The organism is Shimazuella sp. NTD247, assembly GCF_059510415.1.
Map to the genome: position 1 here is coordinate 23,313 of NZ_JCAJZU010000004.1, position 22,726 is coordinate 46,038.

The 22,726-nt window shown below is 39.5% G+C and carries 22 protein-coding genes, 1 tRNA gene and 1 other annotated feature; of the genes, 7 read left to right on the top strand and 16 right to left on the bottom strand.

Annotated features, from left to right (window positions below):
- Positions 1–48 precede the first annotated feature (48 nt).
- Positions 49–585 carry a PadR family transcriptional regulator gene (locus AC5WOC_RS10830; protein ID WP_496055434.1) on the top strand — a complete coding sequence of 179 codons (537 nt, stop codon included), beginning with the start codon at positions 49–51 and terminating at the stop codon, positions 583–585.
- Between the two features lie 4 nt (positions 586–589).
- Positions 590–796, top strand: a complete 207-nt coding sequence (locus AC5WOC_RS10835) for a hypothetical protein (protein WP_496055435.1) — start codon at positions 590–592, stop codon at positions 794–796.
- 115 nt (positions 797–911) lie between these two features.
- On the opposite strand, the gene AC5WOC_RS10840 is transcribed toward AC5WOC_RS10835, so the two are convergent.
- Positions 912–1,496 carry a hypothetical protein gene (locus tag AC5WOC_RS10840; RefSeq protein ID WP_496055436.1) on the bottom strand — a complete coding sequence of 195 codons (585 nt, stop codon included), beginning with the start codon at positions 1,494–1,496 and terminating at the stop codon, positions 912–914.
- 1,230 nt (positions 1,497–2,726) lie between these two features.
- On the bottom strand, positions 2,727–2,885 hold the full coding sequence (locus tag AC5WOC_RS10845; RefSeq protein ID WP_496055437.1) for a hypothetical protein: 159 nt from the start codon (positions 2,883–2,885) through the stop codon (positions 2,727–2,729).
- Positions 2,886–3,189: 304 nt separating this feature from the next.
- On the opposite strand from AC5WOC_RS10845, the gene AC5WOC_RS10850 reads away from it, so the two are divergent.
- Positions 3,190–3,417, top strand: coding sequence for a hypothetical protein (locus tag AC5WOC_RS10850; protein ID WP_496055438.1), 228 nt, complete (start codon positions 3,190–3,192; stop codon positions 3,415–3,417).
- Positions 3,418–3,846: 429 nt separating this feature from the next.
- On the opposite strand, the gene AC5WOC_RS10855 is transcribed toward AC5WOC_RS10850, so the two are convergent.
- Positions 3,847–4,545: a MarR family transcriptional regulator gene (locus AC5WOC_RS10855; protein WP_496055439.1), complete on the bottom strand. Its 699-nt coding sequence runs from the start codon at positions 4,543–4,545 to the stop codon at positions 3,847–3,849.
- A gap of 213 nt (positions 4,546–4,758) precedes the next feature.
- Here AC5WOC_RS10855 and AC5WOC_RS10860 point away from each other — a divergent pair, with 213 nt between their 5' ends.
- The gene (locus tag AC5WOC_RS10860) at positions 4,759–6,345 is read left to right on the top strand and encodes an FAD-dependent monooxygenase (RefSeq protein ID WP_496055440.1); all 1,587 of its coding nucleotides are present in this window, start codon (positions 4,759–4,761) and stop codon (positions 6,343–6,345) included.
- A gap of 131 nt (positions 6,346–6,476) precedes the next feature.
- Here the strand turns inward: AC5WOC_RS10860 and AC5WOC_RS10865 are convergent, their stop codons facing one another.
- Both AC5WOC_RS10865 and AC5WOC_RS10870 read right to left on the bottom strand, forming a co-directional pair.
- Positions 6,477–7,187 (bottom strand): tyrosine-type recombinase/integrase, encoded by a 711-nt coding sequence (locus AC5WOC_RS10865; RefSeq protein ID WP_496055441.1) that lies wholly within the window; start codon positions 7,185–7,187, stop codon positions 6,477–6,479.
- A gap of 95 nt (positions 7,188–7,282) precedes the next feature.
- Positions 7,283–7,372, bottom strand: a tRNA-Ser gene (locus AC5WOC_RS10870).
- 323 nt (positions 7,373–7,695) lie between these two features.
- Here AC5WOC_RS10870 and AC5WOC_RS10875 point away from each other — a divergent pair.
- Entirely contained in the window at positions 7,696–7,983 is a 288-nt protein-coding gene (locus AC5WOC_RS10875; protein ID WP_496055442.1) for a hypothetical protein, read from the top strand.
- A 185-nt stretch (positions 7,984–8,168) separates the two neighbouring features.
- Here the strand turns inward: AC5WOC_RS10875 and AC5WOC_RS10880 are convergent, their stop codons facing one another.
- The 6 genes from AC5WOC_RS10880 to guaB form a co-directional block, all read right to left on the bottom strand.
- Complete coding sequence (locus AC5WOC_RS10880) at positions 8,169–8,336, bottom strand: hypothetical protein (RefSeq protein WP_496055443.1); 168 nt, start codon at positions 8,334–8,336, stop codon at positions 8,169–8,171.
- A 124-nt stretch (positions 8,337–8,460) separates the two neighbouring features.
- Positions 8,461–9,735, bottom strand: coding sequence for a serine--tRNA ligase (gene serS, locus AC5WOC_RS10885; protein WP_496055444.1), 1,275 nt, complete (start codon positions 9,733–9,735; stop codon positions 8,461–8,463).
- A 39-nt stretch (positions 9,736–9,774) separates the two neighbouring features.
- Positions 9,775–9,971: a binding site (T-box leader), on the bottom strand.
- Positions 9,972–9,999: 28 nt separating this feature from the next.
- Complete coding sequence (gene pdxT / locus AC5WOC_RS10890) at positions 10,000–10,596, bottom strand: pyridoxal 5'-phosphate synthase glutaminase subunit PdxT (protein WP_496055445.1); 597 nt, start codon at positions 10,594–10,596, stop codon at positions 10,000–10,002.
- Positions 10,586–11,470, bottom strand: a complete 885-nt coding sequence (pdxS, locus tag AC5WOC_RS10895; RefSeq protein WP_496055446.1) for a pyridoxal 5'-phosphate synthase lyase subunit PdxS — start codon at positions 11,468–11,470, stop codon at positions 10,586–10,588. The genes pdxT and pdxS overlap by 11 nt, the downstream gene beginning before the upstream one ends.
- Positions 11,471–11,599: 129 nt before the next feature.
- On the bottom strand, positions 11,600–12,826 hold the full coding sequence (locus AC5WOC_RS10900; protein ID WP_496055447.1) for a D-alanyl-D-alanine carboxypeptidase family protein: 1,227 nt from the start codon (positions 12,824–12,826) through the stop codon (positions 11,600–11,602).
- Positions 12,827–12,944: 118 nt separating this feature from the next.
- Complete coding sequence (gene guaB, locus AC5WOC_RS10905; protein WP_496055448.1) at positions 12,945–14,408, bottom strand: IMP dehydrogenase; 1,464 nt, start codon at positions 14,406–14,408, stop codon at positions 12,945–12,947.
- Between the two features lie 260 nt (positions 14,409–14,668).
- Between guaB and AC5WOC_RS10910 the strand changes: the two genes are divergently transcribed.
- Together AC5WOC_RS10910 and AC5WOC_RS10915 are read left to right on the top strand one after the other, a co-directional pair.
- The gene (locus AC5WOC_RS10910; RefSeq protein WP_496055449.1) at positions 14,669–15,601 is read left to right on the top strand and encodes a YaaC family protein; all 933 of its coding nucleotides are present in this window, start codon (positions 14,669–14,671) and stop codon (positions 15,599–15,601) included.
- A 117-nt stretch (positions 15,602–15,718) separates the two neighbouring features.
- Entirely contained in the window at positions 15,719–16,201 is a 483-nt protein-coding gene (locus tag AC5WOC_RS10915) for an NUDIX hydrolase (RefSeq protein ID WP_496055450.1), read from the top strand.
- 530 nt (positions 16,202–16,731) lie between these two features.
- Here the strand turns inward: AC5WOC_RS10915 and gyrA are convergent.
- From gyrA to yaaA, 5 genes are all read right to left on the bottom strand, one after another.
- Complete coding sequence (gene gyrA / locus AC5WOC_RS10920; protein ID WP_496055451.1) at positions 16,732–19,164, bottom strand: DNA gyrase subunit A; 2,433 nt, start codon at positions 19,162–19,164, stop codon at positions 16,732–16,734.
- Between the two features lie 64 nt (positions 19,165–19,228).
- A complete protein-coding gene (gene gyrB, locus AC5WOC_RS10925) occupies positions 19,229–21,133 on the bottom strand; it encodes a DNA topoisomerase (ATP-hydrolyzing) subunit B (protein WP_496055452.1) in 1,905 nt (634 codons plus the stop codon).
- Positions 21,130–21,360: an extracellular matrix regulator RemB gene (gene remB / locus AC5WOC_RS10930; protein ID WP_496055453.1), complete on the bottom strand. Its 231-nt coding sequence runs from the start codon at positions 21,358–21,360 to the stop codon at positions 21,130–21,132. The genes gyrB and remB overlap by 4 nt, the downstream gene beginning before the upstream one ends.
- Before the next feature lie 14 nt (positions 21,361–21,374).
- Entirely contained in the window at positions 21,375–22,490 is a 1,116-nt protein-coding gene (gene recF, locus AC5WOC_RS10935) for a DNA replication/repair protein RecF (protein ID WP_496055454.1), read from the bottom strand.
- 15 nt (positions 22,491–22,505) lie between these two features.
- Positions 22,506–22,715: a S4 domain-containing protein YaaA gene (yaaA, locus tag AC5WOC_RS10940; RefSeq protein WP_496055455.1), complete on the bottom strand. Its 210-nt coding sequence runs from the start codon at positions 22,713–22,715 to the stop codon at positions 22,506–22,508.
- Positions 22,716–22,726 lie beyond the last annotated feature (11 nt).

Sequence of the window (22,726 nt, forward strand, 5' to 3'; positions counted from 1 at the left end):
ATGTACCATTATGATAGATCACAATGAACTATTAAAAAAGGAGATACCATGTACGAACTCATTATTTTAGGATTCTTGTATCATCAACCTACTCATGGCTACACGATTGTAAAAATCATTAATGCAATTATTGGGCCTTTCGCGAAGTTTAGTAAGGGACGACTCTATCCACTATTAACGAAATTAGAACAGGATAAAATGATCGAGATTGTACTCCTTCAAGAAAACCTAGGAAAACGAGGTCAGAAAACTTATCGCATTACGGAAAAAGGAGAAGAACGCTTTCATGAATTAATGCTGGATACAGCGGCAAATTTAGGAGAATACCAAAAGTTATTTTGGCAAAAAGTTGCTTTTTTTCAATACTTAAATGCGGAAGAGCGATTGTTTTTAATCGATCATTATATCCATTACTGCCAAGCGCATATCTATCATGACAGGAAGCAGACAATTGAATTTAGACAAGGATTTATGAACACAGGCAGTAAAGATACTGCAAATTACTATAAAAATTTTTGGAAATTTGAACTATCTCAAGTCCTCGAATTACGTAAAAAAGAGACGAATGCACAGCATGAGGAGTGATTATATGAGACATCAAACGGGAGTCGAATTTTTTAGTCGCCGCGTAAACCATCCCGAAATACAAAAAAATTTATACGAACCATTTTCTTGGTATCGTCATATGAGAACAAACTACCCAGTTTTCTATGATGAAGAACAGCAATTTTGGGATATATTTTTATACGATGATGTAAAGGAAGTATTACAGAATAGTCGTGTTTTTTTCGTCTAATCGACAGGGGAATGACCCTATCTCACAAAGTATGATCAGTTTGGATCCACCAAAGCACACTTATTTTCCTACATCGGTCAACATAAAAACAGACTCATCTCCCAGAGCATAGACTTTAATGTTCGTGGCAGCTTTGAAGCATCATAACCCAAAACTTCCGATCATCCCCAATGCTCATGCTATGAATGTGTTTCCAATCCCTTACCTGAGGATTAAAGCAAAGAATGTTTGTGTCGTAGTAGATGTATGGCAACACAAGATACAGTAAACCTAAATTTCCAATCTTTCTGCCTGTTCCGTATTCCTGATATAGTGCACGAACACTATCAACGAAAGCTCTGGAATAAGATATCTTGCCTTTTTTAGCTTCCTTGTTGAGCTCTCCTTTATTGAAATAGTCCTTATTAAAAAGAATGTAATCACCACAATCTCTCATGATGCCAAGCTCAGTTACAGACTTGTAAAAAGTTCTGTATGTCTTATCAGATACAGATAAAAGCTTTGCTAAGCCTTTTTTCTTAATTGGTTTAGAGTTATCATACATAAGTTTATTGTCCTCATAATCAAGGTACGTTGCTAAAAATAGGAGCCTTGCAATATCACTATTTTTTAGTTTTGTAGCCTGTAATCTGTAATATGCAAAGACAAAGCCTCCATTTTCTGATGCAAACTCTTGAACATCCTTAATATGGTGATACATCTTTACTTGCTTTTGAGTTGTCTTGATTTTAGGACTAACATCATATATTTCTGTCAGTCTTCCCCGGTTTCTCTATCAACAACAATCATCTGGTTCATTTTTTTCTTTGATTTAGGTGTTAAACTACTCCAATGTTTAGAACTCATAGGCCTCATCATTCCTTTGCAAATTAGTGTTTATTTCGTAATTTTTTTCACCCTCACTTATATAATCGTTTATTGCATTCGTAATATTCTTACTTTTTAAGGCCTATTTCAATTAAATTCAATGTTTACAGGAGTTTTTCAAAGATTAACTAAGGAACGAAACAAAAATGACAAAAAGAGATATTTATCTTTTTTGAAATGTTCCTTTATAGAATAAGTACTTTTCAGAGTTTAACTTAACTTTTATTACCGCTTTTTTGCCTTAAACTTGACTTTTCGTACCAACACAAAAAACGTAAAAACACTTGATATATAAGGGTTTACCAAGCGTTTAGGAAATTTGGTGCCTATAATATAGTGGTCTTTTTAATTGAATCTTTTAAAGATAAAACATTGCTCTAAATCAAAGATTTATCGCTATCTTTCTTACTGCTTCGCAGACACACAGAAGAAGAGCACTTCTGTATGTGTAGATATTTTTCTTTAATGATTTATTCTTTCAGTAAAGGCTTTTCAGAAAAAGAGTATGTATTACTATATCTATCTGATTATCTTTTATTGAAAAGAAATACTTATAAAAAAATAGTATACAGACGCAGAGCGTTCTTTGCTCTGTGGATGTTCACCTGAAAGGTGATAAGGAATACAACAGACAAAACCGCTCTTTGTTTTGGATGTAATGTTTTTAAAGTAATTAATAACTTAATTGCTTAAAGAAGATTAATCCCCTCAAGTTATTTTTAGAGGGATTTCTTTTATTTGGATGGTTAAGAATCCTAGTATCAAATTTTATATTTCATTTATCTGCTTATCTACTAAGTATGAAACAAATTCCTTTAAATTACGTGTATTATACTCGCCCTTTGGAGAGATTACTTTATAATCAAACCCATACAATGAAGTACCTTTAACTAGTAATAAACATACATTTTCTTCTTTTTTTATTTCTTCAATTGAAGATACTTTTTTATAGTCTATATATAGTGTCCATACTCTATCCTCCAGCGTTATTGAACATTCCAAGTATAAAGTTAGAATATAGGATTCGAGCCTGATACTTGGGTAGCACCAGACTCATCCTTAGTTACGGAATAACTACAACCGTTACCCCGATGTCCAGAAGCCGGAACTCGCTATAAGAAGTAGTCCTTGCATGGGCAATGGCATTCCCATCCTTATCGTGAATCCAAATACCGTCTATTGAATCGACAACGATTCTCAGAATTCCATCAACGTAGTACATTTCAATAGAGAAGGACTCATTGCCATCTTTCTTGACTCTGTATCGGTGAGTTGGAAGGTTCCTCACTCGGACGCTGGGATTAAGCTTGGACGGGCGGTACGGCATGGTAGGCTCCGATGCTAGGAATTAATAACTTACCTTAATTTAAAAAGTATCAGAGTGAGGGGTTTAAATCAATGGAAAGGGGGTGTTTTGATGAAACGACTTGAAGAAAGGCAAAGTATCGATTTATGGAAAAGCCTTAACACAATAAAACGTTATATCAGTAGATATCATTTTTGATAATGAAGGGAAGTGACATGCGATGAATGCTCGAACAATAAGTACCTTTGCAAGCTTCTTAAACAAGGATAAAAAGAAGAAAACAAAGGAACAACCCTTGTCATATAGTAGAAAAAAGTTTAACAAACTGGTCCTTTTTCTAGAAGCAAAGAGACAATCTGGCCAAGAGTATTGTAATTTGACAGAGCTACTCCTATTCATTGCCCATGAATACAAAATACCAATGCAAGAAGACAAAAAAAACAATTAAAGAGGATGATGTGAAAATGGATGAATTACAACAGGACTTAAAGAGAGTCAAATTAAATGAATTATTAGAAAATAATGGAACAGTTACGAAAACGGACCTTGTGCATGCAAAGCATCTTGCGAAAAATAAATATAGTAGCAATATCACTCAAGATGGGGTCCCCGTATCATTTCGGGAAAATTGTACGTTTAGACATATTTTAGACACAAAAAATCGACTACCTGTACGCTAAGCAGTTGGTTGTTTGAGATTACTTTATAAACGAGTAAAAAATTGCCTTAAAATCAGCAGGGCTCCTCGTAATGTCTTCGAATGGAGGATCAGAGGACACAACCGACATCAGCACATGTGCAGTATTAGGGTCCTTTTACCTCTAGTAGGTTATATAACTAACAAGCCACCATGAAATTTCACCAACAGACCTTTAGATTAATCCTCGTACACTGAAAAAAATACATCATTAAGAATCGCTTTTGCTTTCTTTAAGTTACCGGAATCTAACTTATCAAGCATCTCATTAACTTCCTTCATTTCTTCGGATACTTCTGTTTTGTCAGTGTCAACCTGTACTTTAATATACATATCTCTCTTACTTAGTGCGATTGATTCTTCGTCTGTCACCGCATGAATCCACGATGTATGCAAAGTCTCCTGAAGGGTATTGACGAGAAATTGCAATTCATTTTCGTTATACCTATGCAAGAAATGTTTGACCCCAATATCTATTTGATCATGTAAAGCTTGATGCACACGGTTAATCTCTCTTCCTAATGGAGTAGTGCGGAACAGAACTTCTTTTTTATTATCAGGGATATATTCAAAATTAATAATATTTTTATCTGCAAGTCTTCTCGTGATTTTCGAAACATTCCCTTTTGAGAAACCGAATTGCTTTGAAATAGTTATACCGTTGACGGGCTCAAGCTTACCAATGGCACTAAGTACATGCAACATGTTAACAGTCATATCTTTCATCAGCTCAGCAATAAGTGGTGTAGGACTATTCTGGATGAGCCATTGTTTCTCTTCGTCATTTTCTCTTTGGAATTTATGTTGTAAATCGTTTACTGACAACATCAAAGCCTTTATTAAGCGATCCTTATTTAGCTTTCCTAAATCGTTGTTCATCTCTCTCCTCCGATAATTTTCAACTTAAAGTTAGTATATCAAGGTAAGGGGGATAAATAAAGTTTCGAGGAAACGATATTGACACAAGAGTAAAGTTATTATATTATTGTTTCTAAGAAACATAATATTTCCTAGAAACAATATTGCGTTTTGTTGAATCCAAAAGACAAGTAACTATATGAATTATATATTTCCCTAAGAGGAGAACAAACAATGACAGACAGATTATCCAATCAATCAAAAAGCAAGTCATCGATTCTCTTTGCCGAACAATTAGAAATTGATGTACTAATCGCCGGGGCGGGTCCTACAGGATCCACGCTAGCTGCAGACCTACTCCGACGCGGCCTTCGTGTCCGTATAGTTGATAAGTCACCTCATGCCTTCAAAGGCTCTCGTGCTAAAGGGGTTCAACCTCGGACCCAGGAGGTTTTCGAGGATCTGGGAATACTTGGTGAGGCACATAATGAAGGTGGCCCATACCCGCTTGCAGGACTTCATTTTGGACCGATTATCGTGCCATGGCGTATGCAAAGCCAGAATAAGAAGACACCTGACATACCTTATCCAAACATTTTGTTGCTGTCTCAACATCGCACGGACGCTATCTTACATCGCTTGATAGAACGACAGGGTCTAAATATCGAGTATAATACAGCGGTGGAAGGTTTCGAACAGGATGATGACGGAGTGACGGTTACTCTCTCATCAGGGGAGCAGGTTCGCAGTAAGTATCTGGTCGGCGCAGACGGTGGTTCGAGTACAGTCCGGAAAGCAGCAGGCATTCAGTTTGTCGGAAAAACGGATGACTCCGACCGCATGCTCATTATCGATGGAACAATCGACGAACTTTCGCGCAATCGCTGGCATATGTGGCCTCGAGCTCACGGCAAGTCGGTCGCAGCATGCCCGTTGCCCCACTCCAACCAGTTCCAAGTCATGATCAAGCTGTCACCAGGAGAGACGCCGGACCTTGACGAAAACGAAATAGCAGCCTATTTTCACAAGCTCACCGGTTTCAGTCTTTATGACATCACTTGGAAATCGGTTTTTCGGCCAAACGTTCGGCTTGCTGAGCACTATCGTGTAGGGCGAGTATTCATAGCTGGCGACGCTGCTCACGTCCACACTCCAGCTGGCGGACAAGGCCTCAACACTGGTGTTCAGGACGCGTACAATCTTGGTTGGAAACTCGGTCAGGTCATAGCTGGCACCTCAGACAGCCTGCTTGAAAGTTACGAAGCCGAACGGCAGCCAATTGCAGCACATGTTCTCGGTAAATCCAGTGAGCTGTACGCTGGTCTCAAGAAGCATCGCCTGTCCGGTCTCAAGAGAGGTGACGAGGAGCGACAGCTTGGAATCACGTACCACGGTGGACCTCTCGCGCCAGACACTACGCCTGTTACCAAGACTTTGCGTGTGGGCGACAGAGCACCAGACGCACCTTGTATCGGTCCAAATGGGGCACGACGACTTTTTGACGTATACCAAGGACCCCATTTCACTCTTCTTGCCTTCGGAGAAAATGCAGCACAGGCTCTATCCGAGCTGACTTGGCCATCTGCAGGTGCCGAATTGCGCAGCTACATTGTAATCACCGAGGGTAGGGTTGACGTTAATTGCATTAATGACAGCACCGGTAAACTGACCAGAATCTACGGTATTACCAACGACACGTTGGTATTGATCCGACCTGACGGTTACATTGGAAACATCATCACGACAAACTGGTTGACAGCTTTCGAAAATATGATCAAAACAATTACCCCGAGACAGTCCAATGCGATCCACTCAACCTAGGTATCCTCAGAACTTCATTTCAATACCCTTGATTTAAGGTACTTTCATTACATTAAGAAATATGTGAACGATTCTGGTAATGAGAGGCCACATCTGAAGATTTTCCAAAAAAACAGTAAACTCGTCATAGTCTATAGAAGAATATGACGAGTTTTTGTATAATAGTGATATTGGGCCCTATCAAGTTCTGTAATTAATCTCATTACTTTTACTGAGAGAGGGATTGTTCTACTTCTTCGATTCTTGGCGATAGGTGCAGGGATTGTTAAAGTAAGGCGTTTTTCGTCTATATCTTTCATCCTTACATTTACTAACTCATTTACACGAATACCAGTATCTAAGAATAGAGATATAACCACCTTGTCACGAAAGCCACTGTATTGCAGTACATCCAATGAAAGAAAAAACCTCTTTAGTTCATCCTCTGTGTATCCTCTCAAGTTGTCTACATTGTCAATTTTCAACAACTTAATCAAACTCATAGGATTACTATTGATATACCGTTCTTCTGCCCAAAATCTACACATGACTCTCAATGTACGAAGTCTTATATTAATCGTGTTTGGGACCAATCCCTTAGTTGTTATCATGTAGTTGATATAGTCTCTAATTACATCTGGGGTTAATTCTTGAATGGTTGTTACTTTGGGGTATGCATTGGCTAAAAATCTTCTAAACCAGTCCATATGACGGTAGTAATCATATATGGTTCTATCTCGCATTCCTTCTGCTTTCTTCACATTGACAAAGAGTTCTAGAGCTTCGGGAATTGGAAGTTTGGGGGTATACTCGGAGGTAACTATATGTCTATCTCGAATTTGGTTCTTACCTTTTCTACGCAAAAGAAAACACCTGTCTTTCCCGTTAATTCCAACGGTTTAGACAAGTGTTTTCCACAAGTTTAATATATAAACTTTTGAGTTTTCGTTCAAACATTTGGCAGAGAGGGTGGGATTCGAACCCACGGTAGCCTCACGACTACGACGGTTTTCAAGACCGTTGCCTTCAACCACTCGACCACCTCTCCAAAATTCAAGACGAAACATATTTCATTATACATTTATATTAGGAAATGTCAAGAACCTGATATAGTCCTATTCGATTTATATATTCGAATAGGACAGCTTTACTATAAGATCTCTACAAAAAAGCCTTACATAATAATTGGTGTATATCCCTCCTTGATATGTTCTACAAAACTGAAATGTCCATCTTTTGCTCCACCTACCATGAATACTCCAGCTGTGTTTACGTCTTCTTCTATATCAAAGAAACTTGTACAATATCCACATGCTCCTTTAATAATTCCTAACTTTTGAACTTCTTTAAATACAGAATGGAAAATATGTGATGGATTGTCAAACTCCTTTATCCATTGAGTTCCCATCCCATAATAAGGTCGAAGTTGAAGGTAAGTTCGAAGTTCGAGAGGTCCGAACAGACACATCTCGATCAAATGATGAAAAGTTGGGAACCGCTATTGCTGTTCTGACGGGATTTGCTACTACTGAAGACTGTGATATCGTAACTTGGGGTCGGCATAAACTCGAAATCTATCGTGAACGGGTAGTTTTTGACGGAAAGCAACTCCGACAGGTCGCAATGAAAATGGAAGAAGTAACTTTCTATATTCGGTGAGGAAGGCCTCAGTATGTGGGATACCCCATGTACTGGGGCCATAATTTTATTGTATAAAAGTTAGCTGCCCCACCCTTCACAAGAAGAGTGGGGCATTCGGACTGGAGATAGATAACGTTGCCGTTATTAGAGCTCCACTCGCCAGCAGCATTCTGCTACTTGCGAATCATCCGAGATGGAAAGAGTTACTTACTGGCCTTTCGCAGAACAGCACGAATCCATTCAGGATAGTGCCTGCTCTTCGAAAGATCCTTCAGCGTCTTCTTGTCGGTGTTCATGGCGAAACTTTCAAGAGCCTCCATATCCCCACTGGCAAGAATACTATCCAGTGCGGTGTGCCGCTGAACTGCCATTTTACTCCCTTTCCTCGTGGATCCTGGGTAAGAATCCTCACTTCTATTTTACCAAAATTCACATAGAATTCAAATAATAAATAAATTCTTTGTCCAATACGAACAAAGAATTTATAAGTTACTTTTATTGAATTATGTCTCTTCCCATGTACGGTACTAACGCCTCTGGAATGCGAATACTTCCATCTGCTTGTTGATTGTTTTCTAGTATCGCAGCAACAGTTCTCCCAATCGCCAGACCAGATCCATTTAATGTATGAACAAACTCCGGTTTGTCTTTAGCACTTCTGCGAAACCGAATATTTGCCCGTCTTGCTTGGAAATCTTCAAAGTTACTACAGGAAGAGATTTCTCGATATGCACCAGAACTCGGCAGCCATACTTCCAGATCATATTTCTTTGCTGCAGTAAACCCAAGGTCACCTGTACACATCGACAATACACGATAAGGCAATTCCAATAACTGCAATACTTTCTCTGCATTCTGCACAAGTTTTTCCAGCTCATCATACGATTCTTCTGGACGGACAAACTTTACTAATTCAACTTTATTAAATTGATGCTGACGAATTAATCCTCTCGTATCACGGCCGGCCGACCCTGCTTCAGAACGGAAGCAAGCGCTATAAGCTGCATAGCAGATAGGCAGTTCCTGATCAGCAAGAATTTCTCCTGAATGAAAATTAGTAACTGAAACTTCTGATGTGGGGATTAAATAATAACCATTTGTATTAGCAAGTGCAAAAGCGTCTTCTGCAAATTTGGGAAGCTGCCCTGTTCCCGTCATGCTTTGGCTGTTGACAATATACGGCGGAATCATTTCTTTATAACCATGCTCAGTTGTATGCAGATCAAGCATAAAGTTCATCAAAGCACGTTCTAAACGAGCACCCAAGCCAGTATAAAATACAAACCGAGAGCCTGTCACTTTACTTGCACGTTCAAAATCCAAGAGCTTAAGATTTTGTGCCAAATCCCAATGAGCGACTGGTTCAAAATCAAAAGAAGGGACTTCGCCCCAATGGCGAATTGGCACATTTTCCTCTTCTGTAAGCCCAATAGGTGTAGATTCGTGTGGGATATTCGGTAAAGACAACAGTATTTGTGAAAGCTGCTCATCCAATTCACGAATTTCATCGTCCAATTGTTTTATTTGTTCGCCAACTTGACGCATGTTGGATATTAAGTCTTCTGCATCTTCTTTTGCTTTTTTCTTGCGCGCCACCTCTTGGCTTACTTGGTTACGTTCGCTTTTTAATTTTTCGTTTTTGGTGATCGCTTCTCTGCGTCTTGCATCGACAGCTTCAAATGAATCAAGTCCACTGATATCTTCGTTGCGGGAGGCCAATTTCTCTTTTACCTCCACAAAATTACTTCGCAACAATTTGATATCTAGCATAGAAAATCCTCCTCAAAATAAAAAATAGGAACCCCATCCCTAAGGGACGGAAGTTCCGCGTTGCCACCCTTGTTGACCATTTTAGAAGAAAAAAACAGCCCACTCCATACGTAAATAACGGCACGCAACCGTGGTTCGCTCTGAGGCGGATTCTCATAACAAATCTTAACGATTTTCACCAACCATCGTCTCTCTAAAAAGATTTGTTTTGATACTTTTCTCTTCATCGCAATCCTATTTGTATTATCGCTCATTATACAGAGCTTACCTTTGCTTTTCAATCGATTTTTCCACCATATCAAGAAAAAAAGCATGCAATCGCTTATCATCTGTCAGTTCTGGATGGAAAGAAATACCTAATAAATTCCCTTGTTTTACTGCAACGACTTGATCATGAATCGTGGCTAAAACTTCTACTTCATCTCCAATTGATGTAATCAGAGGGGCGCGAATGAAAACAGCATGGAAATCTTCCGCAACTCCCTCGATTGGCAAGTCTGCTTCAAAACTATCCACTTGTCTCCCAAAAGCATTGCGTTGCACCGTTACATCCAATAATGGTAGATGAGGTTCATCATTTTCTTGAATATGCTTTGCAATGAGAATAAGACCTGCACACGTTCCAAAAACAGGATTACCAGCATCATAAAAATCGAGAATCGGCTGTCTTAGATCATATTGACGAATCAATTTACCAATGGCAGTTGACTCCCCACCAGGAATGACTAGTCCATTTATTTCTTCCAGTTGTTCTTTTCGTTTTACTGTAATGGTATCTACACCAAGATTTTCTAATATTTTTTGGTGTTCTCGAACAGCTCCTTGCAGAGCCAAAATACCTACTTTTCGATTACCAGCCACGTTCTTGCATCCGTTCATGTGCTTCTAGTTTTGAAATTTCAATCCCTGTCATTGGACTTCCTAGATCTTTGGATAACTCCGCAATCAGTGCAAAGTCTTCGTAGTGCGTAGTTGCTTCTACAATTGCTTTCGCAAATTTTGCTGGATTCGAAGATTTGAAGATACCAGATCCAACAAACACCCCTTCAGATCCCAAATGCATCATCAAAGCAGCATCTGCTGGAGTAGCAACTCCACCTGCAGCAAAGTTAACAACTGGTAATTTACCTGTTTCATGTATTTGAAGTAAAAGCTCATAAGGTGCACCTAATTCTTTCGCTTCTGTCATCAGCTCATCTTTTGACATTCCTGTCACTTTGCGAATCTGACTTTGCATCATTCGCATATGACGTACCGCTTCTACAATGTTACCTGTTCCTGGTTCCCCTTTGGTACGAATCATAGAAGCTCCCTCACCTATTCTGCGTAGCGCTTCTCCTAAATTTCGAGCACCACAAACAAAAGGAACGGTAAAAGTAGACTTGTCAATATGATAGACTTCATCTGCTGGTGTCAAGACTTCACTTTCATCGATATAGTCAACACCCATTGATTCTAATAGACGAGCTTCTACAAAATGACCGATTCTTGCCTTTGCCATAACGGGGATAGAAACAGCTTTTAAAACTTCTTCTACAATGGTAAGATCAGCCATTCTAGCTACTCCACCTGCAGCACGGATATCAGAAGGAACACGTTCCAGAGCCATTACAGCAACTGCACCAGCTTCTTCTGCGATTTTTGCTTGTTCTGCGTTTACGACGTCCATGATGACGCCACCTTTTTGCATTTCTGCCATACCACGTTTGACGAGATCTGTTCCTGTTTGTGTCATTCTATATCCTCCTAGAAAAGCATGTGAATGTCATTTCATTTTAGTCAATTAGCCAATAACATTGTAATAGAATAAATGTAAATTTACAACATAAGCCAAATAAACAGCTAGGATTGTTTGAAAACAACTTTAGTTCATCCAAGCATTTATTGTGTCCCATGTACTACGAAAAAATAAGCGAATAAAGCTTCCTTTTTCCATTGTCTGCTGAGCAACAAGAGGAACGGCTTTTACACCTGCTATTGGTTTTCCTCGATAATAAACAGATACTTCACCTACAACTGTTCCTTTTGCAATGGGTGCTTGTAAATTCTTTTTCAACGAAACTTTGTATGTATAGGATTGTCTATCTGTTTTTTGCTCTGCCAATTTTAACGAGTCCCCTGCAACCATTGGCACAGTACGATTTACCCCATTTACCACTGGGTAATTTAAATGTCCAACGATTGGTTTTCCGTTTGTTACTGCTTGCACCATCTCATAATTATCATACGTATATTTTAATAGCTTTTCGGTTTCATGAAAACGAGCATATTCGGAATTAGTCCCCATTACTACAGAGATAACACGCAGACCATTGCGATCAGCTGTCCCTGTAAAACAAAACCCTGCAGCATTGGTATGACCTGTTTTTAATCCATCTACTCCTTGAAAATAGTATTTCAAAGTCGGTAACATCAAATTCCAGTTTGAGATGTTTTGTTGATTTGTTTGATTCTTATGAAATGTATACTTTGGAATACTTGTATATTGTAAAACTTCTGGATATGTTTTTAAAAGGTATCTGGCCACAACAGAAGTATCTTCCGCAGACATAACATGCTCTCCTATTTTTATAGTGCTAGGAGGGTCTGGATAAGACTCTGTATTTAGACCAGTACTATTTTGATAATGAGTATGTTTTAATCCTAATTCTTTGGCTTTCTCATTCATTTTTTCAACAAAACCTTCTTCGGAACCACCAATATGTTCCGCTAAAGCAACCGTTGCATCATTTGCTGATTGCACAAACAAAGCAGTAAACAGTTCTTTGACTGTTTGTTTCTCCCCACCGACCAAACGTATTTCAGCCTCATTGATAGCTGCGGCTCTTTGGCTGACCTGAATCTCATCATCCCAGTGAAGATTACCCTTTTTTATTTCGTCCAAAATAATAATGGCACTCATCATCTTCGTCATACTAGCAGGAGGTCTTGGGTCTTGCGCATGTTTTTGAGCAATAATTTCCCCTGAAGTAGTATCTACTAAGAAATAAGATTTGGCATTAACTTTTTCTAGTTCATCAGCAAAAGCAGGAGTTGCAACTATAAATAGACTGACAATACTGAATAAAAAAACGAAATATTGACGCATCATCTTTTGCTCCTCCGATTACTCAATCCTACTCATTTTCACATTTTCCCAGAAACAATACAAGCTGTTTTATGTTAAAAAAAAAGAAAAATAGCACCCATCGAAAGGGTGCTATTAACTATTAACCACCTAACTGATAGTTCGGTGCTTCTTTTGTGATTTGCACATCATGTGGATGGCTTTCGCGTAGAGAAGCAGAAGTGATACGAATAAACTGTGAGTTATCTTTTAAATCCAAAATTGTTTTTGATCCAGTATATCCCATTCCGGAACGAATCCCTCCAACCAACTGGTAAACTATATCTACAATCGGCCCTTTGTAAGGGACTCGTCCTTCAATGCCTTCAGGGACTAGTTTCTGCTCATTTTCTTGGAAATATCGATCTTTACTCCCTGCTTGCATCGCCCCAATGGAACCCATTCCACGGTAAACTTTGAAACGGCGTCCCTGATATATTTCAGATTCACCAGGAGCCTCTTCTGTACCTGCAAATAGACCGCCAAGCATGACAGCATCTGCCCCAGCTGCTAATGCTTTTACAATATCACCAGAAAAGCGAATTCCACCATCAGCAATAATCGGCACACCATAAGCTCGAGCTACACTAGCAGCATCATATATCGCTGTTATTTGCGGAACACCAATTCCTGCAACGACACGAGTTGTACAAATGGAACCAGGTCCAATCCCTACTTTGACAATGCTCGCTCCAGCTTCAATTAAATCCCTTGTACCTTCTGCAGTTGCAACATTCCCAGCAACAATTGTTAAGTTTGGATAATTTTGTCTTACTTTTGCAACTGTCTCTAAAACACCTCTAGAATGACCATGAGCAGTATCGATGACTACCATATCCACTTCGGCTTCGACTAATGCTGCGATTCGTTGATCTGTATCTTTGGATACCCCAACTGCTGCTGCAACCAATAAACGACCTTGATCATCTTTTGCTGAATTTGGAAACTGAGTTGCTTTCTCAATATCTTTAATTGTAATTAATCCTTTGAGTACACCATTCTCATCAACAAGTGGTAATTTTTCAATCTTATGAAGCTGCAAAATATGTTCTGCTTCTTTCATTGTGGTACCAACAGAAGCAGTGACAAGGTTATCTTTTGTCATTACTTCAGAGATAGGAGTACTGTAGTTATGGACAAAGCGCATATCACGGTTTGTAATAATACCGACCAAACGTTTTTCCTTGTCTACAATTGGCACGCCAGAAATCCGATATTTTGCCATTAGAGCCTCGGCGTCATGTACTTGGTGTCCAGGATGTAAGTAAAACGGATTGGTAATGACTCCACTTTCTGAACGTTTTACACGATCTACTTCCTCTGCCTGCTCTTCGATCTTCATATTTTTATGAATAACACCAATACCGCCTTGTCTTGCTAGAGCAATAGCTAATGAGGACTCAGTAACGGTATCCATTCCTGCACTAATTAACGGAATATTTAACCTTATTTTTTTTGTCAACTGTGTGGCAACACTAACATCACGAGGTAAAATCTCTGATCGAGCTGGTAACAATAATACATCGTCAAAAGTGAGGCCAGTTTTACTAAACTTCTCTTCCCACACGGCGTATCGCCCCTTATCATTGGTCTCCAGTTTTTTGCAAGTGTATCAAAATAAAAAAAGCGAATCAAGAAAACCGCTATTGTTAAATAAATTATTATTTTTAAAGCAAACTTTCTATTTGCAAACATCAACGAAGCTGAACACGAAAAAACGATCCATCATAAAATTATCTACTTTTTCGGTTATCCACAGTTTTTCTGTGTATAACTTGTGAATAATTGTGGATAAGTCACGAATAAGTCATATTTTTCGGAGGAACAATGAGCATTTCCACATTTTCTTTACTAAAAAACGAAAAAACCGCAATTAATTATTTAGAAAAAAAATATACAGGACCAGATACAAAAACATTGGCATATCGCAATGTATATGCGTTTACTTCATATGTGAAGCAAGGGCTGGCCTTATTTCAAACTGCTGAGCAAAGTGACTTTTGGTCTAAACCGCTGTTGGTGTATTATGGAATGATGAGTTTACTTAAGGCATACGCATTGAGTATAGACTCTAGTTATCCACAAAGCACACTCGTCCTGCAACACGGTTTGACAAGTCCAAAACGAAAAAAAGAACCTTACCGTTTTTATCGTGATGAAGTAAGAGTCCAAAAAGATGGCTTTTTCCCTTATCTTTGTCGTTTATTCGATCATCCAGTGGCTACTGGTGAACGTTTCAAAATGGAACAACTATGTTCTTTTTTGCCTGATTTAGAACCGCTATTCAGGCGGCTTGGACAAGGATCCTCTTTCTGGAATGTAACACACCAGCACGGCAACATCATCCTTGAAGATAACATATTAGATGAGCTCTGTATCTCAGCAAATTCCTTTGTCACTTATTTGAACCAAGCGCAACCAGCTATTCAGTTAACGTTACATCAACAAATAGATAAGCATATAGTATTGGATTATAAAAAAAATATATTGCAACATCCATGGTTCGTGCGAAACAAACAAGGCGAATTGTTACTCTGGAAATGGAATCAGACAGCTCAAAATCTCTTGCCTGAAGTACTTACTTATTATGCATTGTTATTTTCTCTGAGTATGCTGTGCCGGTATGATCCGCCTGTTTGGCGAGAACTATACAATGATTCAGAGAAAGAACAACTCATTATAGAGGAAAGCATTTCCCTTGTAATAAGCAATTTTCCAAGCTTAATCTTAGCCTTATTGTTCGACAATAGTACTCAATAATTATCCTATTTTAACACATTTTGTAGTTTTGTCTATGGGACTTATGTTCTTTTTCTAAAGTGTTTTGGTAAACTAGAGATATATTCCGTTTCATCCCCGACATCTGAGGAGATTGGTATGGCACGGAAAAGGCAAGTTGCGATTGTCATCGTGATCGACCCGAACACCGAGAAAATCCTCATGCTTGAGACTAAACCACCAGAGCTGCCTCGGGATTACCCTAAATCCTCAATCAAAGTAAGGGATCCTCATGAGTTCCCTGGTGGAGGCAGAAGGAATGGGGAAACTGGACCTGAAGCTGTAGTCCGTGAGACATGGGAGGAGACGGGACTCCGTATCACCCTTCTTCCTAAGCCAATTTCCGAACTCAGCAATGAGTCGATGGAATGGTATGTCGGACTTGCAGAAGAACAGGAAGTAAAACTGACAGATGCCCACATCGGTGCTGGATGGTATCTCACACCAGATGATGTACCTCTTACCGATGGACGGGTACTCCCCCGTTCCTATGAAGGACAGTTCCCGCCAAAAAGTATGTATAAGGAATTCGCATTGACAAAGGATGCTCTGAGGAAGTACAAGACAAGCCTCACGTCCTGATTGATTCCATCGGGCAGTTTGAACATCGTTCTTGCTGCCTGCCAAAAATGATATACATTTATGATAAAATAAAAACTCCTTACAACAGTATAAGGAGTTCGATGCTTTGACGACTCCATACGGCTAAAGCCGTTGGATTCTTGGGACGTTAGCCTCATGACTATTTCATTACAAGCTAACCCCGTGCGCCCCGCGGTTTATGTTTGTTGATTTCTTCTTTGCCGCGAGCAAACTTGGTTTTCGTCTTCTAAAATCAATCTATGTTAACCGATAATTTACGATTCCCTCTCACAGGAATATCATAAATTTAATTAGCTTTTTGGGACAACAGTCCTATGAGAGGGGATGACCCTTAGGTCATCGGCGGCAGCCAAACGCACGACGGGGCCAGCCGATGTCACGCTTCTTGTTGTTGATCTTCACAAGATCCTCCAAAGGGGACAGTAGGGTCAATTACTCCCATATTATAGATTAAAGAATAATATTATTCAAATAACAAATACCCCTGTCTCTTTCGACAGGGGTATTTGTTATTCTTCTTCATCTGTAATCTGGACTCTAGCAACGGTTGCAACCTCTTCATCTTTCGCTAACTTAATCAAGCGCACACCTTGGGCATATCGTCCCAATGTGGAAATGCCTGAAATATTCATGCGAATGACAATACCTGCTTGGGTCACAATCATCAAGTCTTCTTCTTCTGAAACCATCGTATGACCAACAACTGGACCATTTTTCTTCGTGATATTGAGCGTTTTGATACCTTTTCCACCACGAGATTGCGAACGGTATTCTCCGATCGGAGTCCGTTTTCCATATCCTTTTTTCGTAACAATCATTACGTCTTTACCAGGTTCAACGATATCCATATCGATTACATAGTCATTGTCCGATAGGGTAATTCCTTTGACACCTGTTGCAGAGCGTCCCATTTCCCGAACGTCCAATTCTGGGAAACGGATAGACATACCAAGACTTGTACCAATAATTACTTCTTGATCTCCATCGGTCAGACGAACACTTACTAATTCGTCTCCTTCACGAAGATTGATCGCAAACAACCCATTTTTACGGATATTTTCAAAATCCGACAACTTCGTCTTTTTCACAACACCATTGGAGGTGGCGAAGAATAGATTAAAGTCGTCCGTAAATTGCTTAACAGGTATAACTGCCTGTATTCGCTCATTTTGCTCGATTTGTATTAGGTTGATGATCGGTGTCCCTTTTGCAGTTCTTCCTAATTCAGGAATCTCATAAGCTTTTAAGCGGTATACTTTTCCTTTATTGGAGAAAAACAAAATATGATTATGACTGCTGGTGACAAACAAGGTCTGAATAAAATCTTCGTCTCTTGTGCCCATTCCTGATACACCTTTCCCACCTCGACGCTGGGCACGGTAAGTAGATAAAGGCATGCGCTTCACATAACCGCGATGTGTCAGCAGTACAGCTACTTCTTCCTCAGGAATCAAGTCTTCATCGACGATACTGTCCACATTGATCATAATGGACGTTCTTCTGTCATCACCAAAACGCTCTTTTACCTCATTCAATTCTTCGCGAACAACTCCGCGTATCTTTGCTTCATCTGCAAGGATCTCTTTTAACTTTTTGATGGTGATTTGCAGCTCTTGGTATTCATTTTCGATTTTATCGCGTTCCAGCCCTGTCAAACGTTGCAAACGCATATCCAAAATCGCTTGTGCTTGTTTTTCACTCAATCCAAACTGCTCCATCAAACCGTCTCTTGCCTCAGAAGTGGTTTTAGATCCACGTATTAGTGCAATGACTTTATCAATTTGATCAAGAGCAATTCGATATCCCTCTAAAATATGAGCACGTTCTTCTGCTTTGTTCAAATCAAATTGTGTTCTTCTGCGTATAACTTCGATTTGATGGTCAAGATAATGAGACAGCGCTTGATGTAAATTAAGAACTCGTGGTTGTCCATTCACTAATGCAAGCGTATTTACACCAAAGCTAGTTTGGAGCGTTGTATGCTTATAGAGATTGTTTAAGATAATTCGAGGATTCACATCTCTGCGCAGCTCAATTACTACACGCATTCCGTTTCGGTCTGATTCATCCCGAAGATCAGTAATACCATCAATTTTTTTATCGCGAACCAATTCAGCAATCTTTTCTACTAGTTTGGCCTTATTCACTTGATATGGAAGTTCTTCCACGATAATACGCATTTTGCCATTTTGAGCCTCTTCTATTCGCGTTTTGGCACGAATTTGAATGCTCCCGCGACCAGTCCGAAAAGCTTTGCGAATCCCTTCATATCCTAAAATAATTCCACCGGTAGGGAAATCAGGCCCTTTTACAATCGGCAAAAGGTCTTCCACTGTTGTCTCCGGTTTATCGATGATGAGCAGCAATCCATCAATAATTTCTCGTAGATTGTGTGGTGGGATATTCGTCGCCATTCCTACTGCGATCCCTGATGCACCATTAACTAACAGGTTGGGGAATCGTGCTGGTAATACATGAGGCTCCAACTGCTGACCGTCATAGTTAGGGCCAAAATCAATGGTGTCTTTTTGGATATCTCTCAGCAATTCTAGCGTGATAGGAGCCATTTTTGATTCTGTATAACGCATCGCAGCTGGGGGATCACCATCTACAGAACCAAAGTTACCATGTCCGTCTACCAACATGTAACGATAGGAAAAATTTTGTGCCATTCTGACCATTGCTTCGTATACCGCTACATCTCCATGCGGGTGATATTGAGCAGTTACATTTCCTACCGTCCTTGATGATTTTTTGTATTGTTTATCAGGAGTCATCCCCAGTTCATACATGGTATATAAAATACGTCGGTGTACTGGTTTAAGTCCATCACGTACATCAGGCAATGCTCGGCTAACGATAACACTCATAGCATAGTCAAGAAAAGATGATTTCATCTCTTGGCTAATATTCACTTCTTCTATACGTTCTATATTTGCCATCCGTTTCATCAACTCCAACTAACGGACTAGATTTATTCCTGATTCATTTTTTGGTCTCTTACTGTTAAACATCTAATGTTGCCTGTTTCGCATATTCTTGAATAAAATCCCGTCTTGGTTCAACACGATCACCCATCAACATCTCCATCACTTGATCTGCATCCATTGCATCTTGGAAAGAAACTTGACGAAGAGTTCTGCTGTCAGGATCCATCGTTGTTTCCCACAACTGTGTAGCGTTCATTTCACCTAAACCTTTGTAGCGCTGAATTTCAATTTTCCCTTTTCCTTCTAGTTCTTTCACAATTTTATTTTTCATCGCATCAGAATAAGCATAGCGGATAACCTTGCCTTGAGATACTTTGAACAAAGGAGGCTGCGCAATGTACACATATCCCTCTTCAATCAAAGAGCGCATGTAGCGAAAGAAAAAGGTAAGCAGTAAGGTACGAATATGAGCACCATCAACATCCGCATCTGTCATGATAACTACTTTGTGGTAGCGGGCTTTATCGATCTGAAAATCATCTGCAATTCCGGTTCCAAGTGCTGTAATGATTGTCCGAATCTCTTCATTGGACAAAGCCTTATCCAAACGTGCCTTTTCGACATTTAGAATTTTTCCGCGTAATGGGAGAATCGCTTGGAACATTCGGTCACGGCCTTGCTTTGCTGTGCCGCCTGCAGAGTCACCCTCAACAATAAATAATTCACTGATGGAGGCATCCTTCGTTGTGCAGTCTGCTAATTTTCCAGGCAAAGAACTTACTTCGAGAGCACTTTTTCTCCTCGTGAGTTCTCTTGCTTTTCGAGCAGCTTCTCTGGCACGAGCGGCTGTCACAGATTTATTAATTATTTTCTTTCCAACTGCTGGATTTTCATCCAGATACGATTGAAAATAATCAACAAACAATTGCTCTGTTGCAGAGCGCGCTTCACTATTTCCGAGCTTCGTTTTGGTTTGACCTTCAAATTGTGGATCTGGGATTTTTACACTAATAATTGCTGTAATACCCTCTCGAACATCGTCTCCAGTCAAATTACTTTCGCTATCTTTCAACAAATTATTGCGACGAGCATAATCATTGATTACTCTGGTAAGCCCTGCTTTGAAACCAGATTCATGGGTGCCGCCTTCATGAGTATGAATATTATTGGCATAACTATAAAGGTTAGATGAATAAGTATCGTTGTACTGCAAAGCAACTTGTACTTGAATATTGTCCCGTTCACCCTCAAGGTAAATAGGAGGTTCGTGTAAAGCTTCGCGATTACGATTCAAATATGCTACAAAAGAAGCGATACCGCCTTCAAATTGGAATGTTTCTTCTTTTTTCTCTTCTTCTCGTTGATCTGACAAAACAATTGTCACACCTCGATTAAGAAAAGCAAGCTCACGTAAACGATTTCGCAAAGTATCGTAGTCATACTCTAATGTTTCGGTAAAAATTTCCGGATCTGGTTGAAAAGTAATCGTTGTTCCTGTTGTTTCGGTCGTACCAATGACTTCTAAATCCATTTGTGGAACACCACGAGAATACTTTTGACGATGAATTTTACCATCTCGTTTGACGATAACCTCTAATTCGCTCGACAACGCATTTACGACGGAAACACCAACACCGTGTAATCCGCCGGAAAATTGATAACCTTCTCCGTCAAATTTTCCGCCTGCATGAAGTACTGTCATTACTACTTCGACCGCTGGTCTTCCTACTTTTGGCTGTATTCCGACTGGGATACCACTACCATTATCCACAACTGTAATGCTGTTTTCGGGATTAATCGTAACTTCGATCGTATCACATCGTCCAGCTAGAGCCTCATCAATACTGTTGTCAACCACTTCCCACACCAGATGATGTAATCCTCTGCTTGATGTGGAACCGATATACATCCCAGGTCTCTTTCGAACAGGTTCCAATCCTTCAAGAACCTGTATCTGCGTTTCATCGTATCCAGTTGTCATAGCGTACTCACCACCTTTAATCCTGATTGAGATCTTTTGAGTAAGGTATTCGAAGATATTGGTGATGTATAAATTTGATTTGCAGTGATAATAAATGACTTCACTTCTTCATCAGAATGAACCGGCAGGGGAATACTTGATGAAGATTTTACAGCACCAACCGCATCAATAATCGCAACTACATCACTTAATCTTATCATCTGGTTTCCACCAAGGTGAATAAACAATAATCATCACCTCATTATGCTCGAGTAACTTGACCATGTTGTACATGGTATACAACTGCCTGTTTTTGTGTTTGTAAATCAATTCCATCTAAACCCGTGGCCGTTACAAAAGTCTGGACTCGCCCACGTATTGATTCTAGCAAATGGGTCTTGCGTGAATCATCTAATTCAGAAAGGACATCATCTAACAATAATACGGGATAATGTCCAGTTGTTTCTTTGACAAGCTGCAATTCTGCTAACTTTAAGGAGAGGGCAGCAGATCTTTGCTGCCCTTGAGAACCAAATATATGATAATCCAAATTATTTTGCTGGAGAGAAAAATCGTCACGGTGAGGGCCAAACATGGTATTTCCAAGAATAATTTCTTTTTTCCTCACAGATTGGAGTGCTTTCTTCATCTCATCTTTCATTTCTTGATCTGACATTTGAGAATAAATAGGCACAGATGGAATATATTCTATTTGGAGTCTCTCTTCTCCTTTCGTGATAGAAAGATGAATTTCTTCTGCCCAATTTTGTAATCTAGCTAACGAATCCAATCGTTTTCGCCAAATAGATACGGATAACTGGATGAGTTGTTCATCAAGAACATCCAAGAAATCGAGCGGAAACTGATTGTTTTTTGACAAATTTTTTAAAAGTTGATTTCGCTCTTTCAACAAATTTTTCAACTGGGTCAACTGATGAACATAGGTAGGACTTATTTGACCGATTTCCACATCTAGAAATCGCCGTCTTACATGCGGACCGCCTTTTACCAGTTGTAAATCCTCGGGTGCAAACAAAACAACTGGCAATGTGCCAATATACTGGCTTAGTTTTGCTATCTCCAGACCATTTTTCTTAATCTTCTTCCCTTTAGGGAGGAGGGTTAATTCCAACCGTGCTTTTCTTGTCTTATCCTCTGTTCTTGTTCGAATCATAGCAGTTTGTTGACCAAATCGAATACATTCTTGCAAAGATCTCGTGCGATGGGATTTGCCAAGGGAAATAAGATATAAAGATTCCAATAAATTTGTCTTCCCTTGCGCATTAGCACCAATAAACAGATGTAAATCTTCAGGACAATTCAATTCTAGTTCTGGGATATTGCGAAATTGTTGAAGTTGTAACGATGTTACATGCAATGCGCTATCCCTCCACTATACCAAATGAATCTTACCATATCCTTCAATCTCAACTTTATCTTGCGGATATAGTTTACGTCCTCTTCGATCATCGACTTCACCATTTATTAATACTCTGTAGGATTGTAGGAAGATCTTTGCTTCTCCACCACTTGCAATGAGATCAATTGATTTTAGTAATTGTCCAAGAGTCATATATTCACCATGGATAGGAATTTTCTTCATGGATAATCCTT

What these genes read in the sequence shown, in the direction of transcription:
- AC5WOC_RS10840 (WP_496055436.1), bottom strand. Translation starts at nt 1,496, where the DNA reads ATGTATCACCATATTAAGGATGTTCAAGAGTTTGCATCAGAAAATGGA.
- AC5WOC_RS10860 (WP_496055440.1), top strand. Translation starts at nt 4,759, where the DNA reads ATGACAGACAGATTATCCAATCAATCAAAAAGCAAGTCATCGATTCTC.
- AC5WOC_RS10855 (WP_496055439.1), bottom strand. Translation starts at nt 4,545, where the DNA reads ATGAACAACGATTTAGGAAAGCTAAATAAGGATCGCTTAATAAAGGCT.
- AC5WOC_RS10900 (WP_496055447.1), bottom strand. Translation starts at nt 12,826, where the DNA reads ATGATGCGTCAATATTTCGTTTTTTTATTCAGTATTGTCAGTCTATTT.
- AC5WOC_RS10845 (WP_496055437.1), bottom strand. Translation starts at nt 2,885, where the DNA reads ATGTACTACGTTGATGGAATTCTGAGAATCGTTGTCGATTCAATAGAC.
- gyrA (WP_496055451.1), bottom strand. Translation starts at nt 19,164, where the DNA reads ATGGCAAATATAGAACGTATAGAAGAAGTGAATATTAGCCAAGAGATG.
- AC5WOC_RS10910 (WP_496055449.1), top strand. Translation starts at nt 14,669, where the DNA reads ATGAGCATTTCCACATTTTCTTTACTAAAAAACGAAAAAACCGCAATT.
- AC5WOC_RS10875 (WP_496055442.1), top strand. Translation starts at nt 7,696, where the DNA reads ATGGATTGTCAAACTCCTTTATCCATTGAGTTCCCATCCCATAATAAG.
- serS (WP_496055444.1), bottom strand. Translation starts at nt 9,735, where the DNA reads ATGCTAGATATCAAATTGTTGCGAAGTAATTTTGTGGAGGTAAAAGAG.
- AC5WOC_RS10835 (WP_496055435.1), top strand. Translation starts at nt 590, where the DNA reads ATGAGACATCAAACGGGAGTCGAATTTTTTAGTCGCCGCGTAAACCAT.
- yaaA (WP_496055455.1), bottom strand. Translation starts at nt 22,715, where the DNA reads ATGAAGAAAATTCCTATCCATGGTGAATATATGACTCTTGGACAATTA.
- AC5WOC_RS10830 (WP_496055434.1), top strand. Translation starts at nt 49, where the DNA reads ATGTACGAACTCATTATTTTAGGATTCTTGTATCATCAACCTACTCAT.
- pdxS (WP_496055446.1), bottom strand. Translation starts at nt 11,470, where the DNA reads ATGACACAAACAGGAACAGATCTCGTCAAACGTGGTATGGCAGAAATG.
- gyrB (WP_496055452.1), bottom strand. Translation starts at nt 21,133, where the DNA reads ATGACAACTGGATACGATGAAACGCAGATACAGGTTCTTGAAGGATTG.
- AC5WOC_RS10915 (WP_496055450.1), top strand. Translation starts at nt 15,719, where the DNA reads ATGGCACGGAAAAGGCAAGTTGCGATTGTCATCGTGATCGACCCGAAC.
- AC5WOC_RS10880 (WP_496055443.1), bottom strand. Translation starts at nt 8,336, where the DNA reads ATGGCAGTTCAGCGGCACACCGCACTGGATAGTATTCTTGCCAGTGGG.
- AC5WOC_RS10850 (WP_496055438.1), top strand. Translation starts at nt 3,190, where the DNA reads ATGAATGCTCGAACAATAAGTACCTTTGCAAGCTTCTTAAACAAGGAT.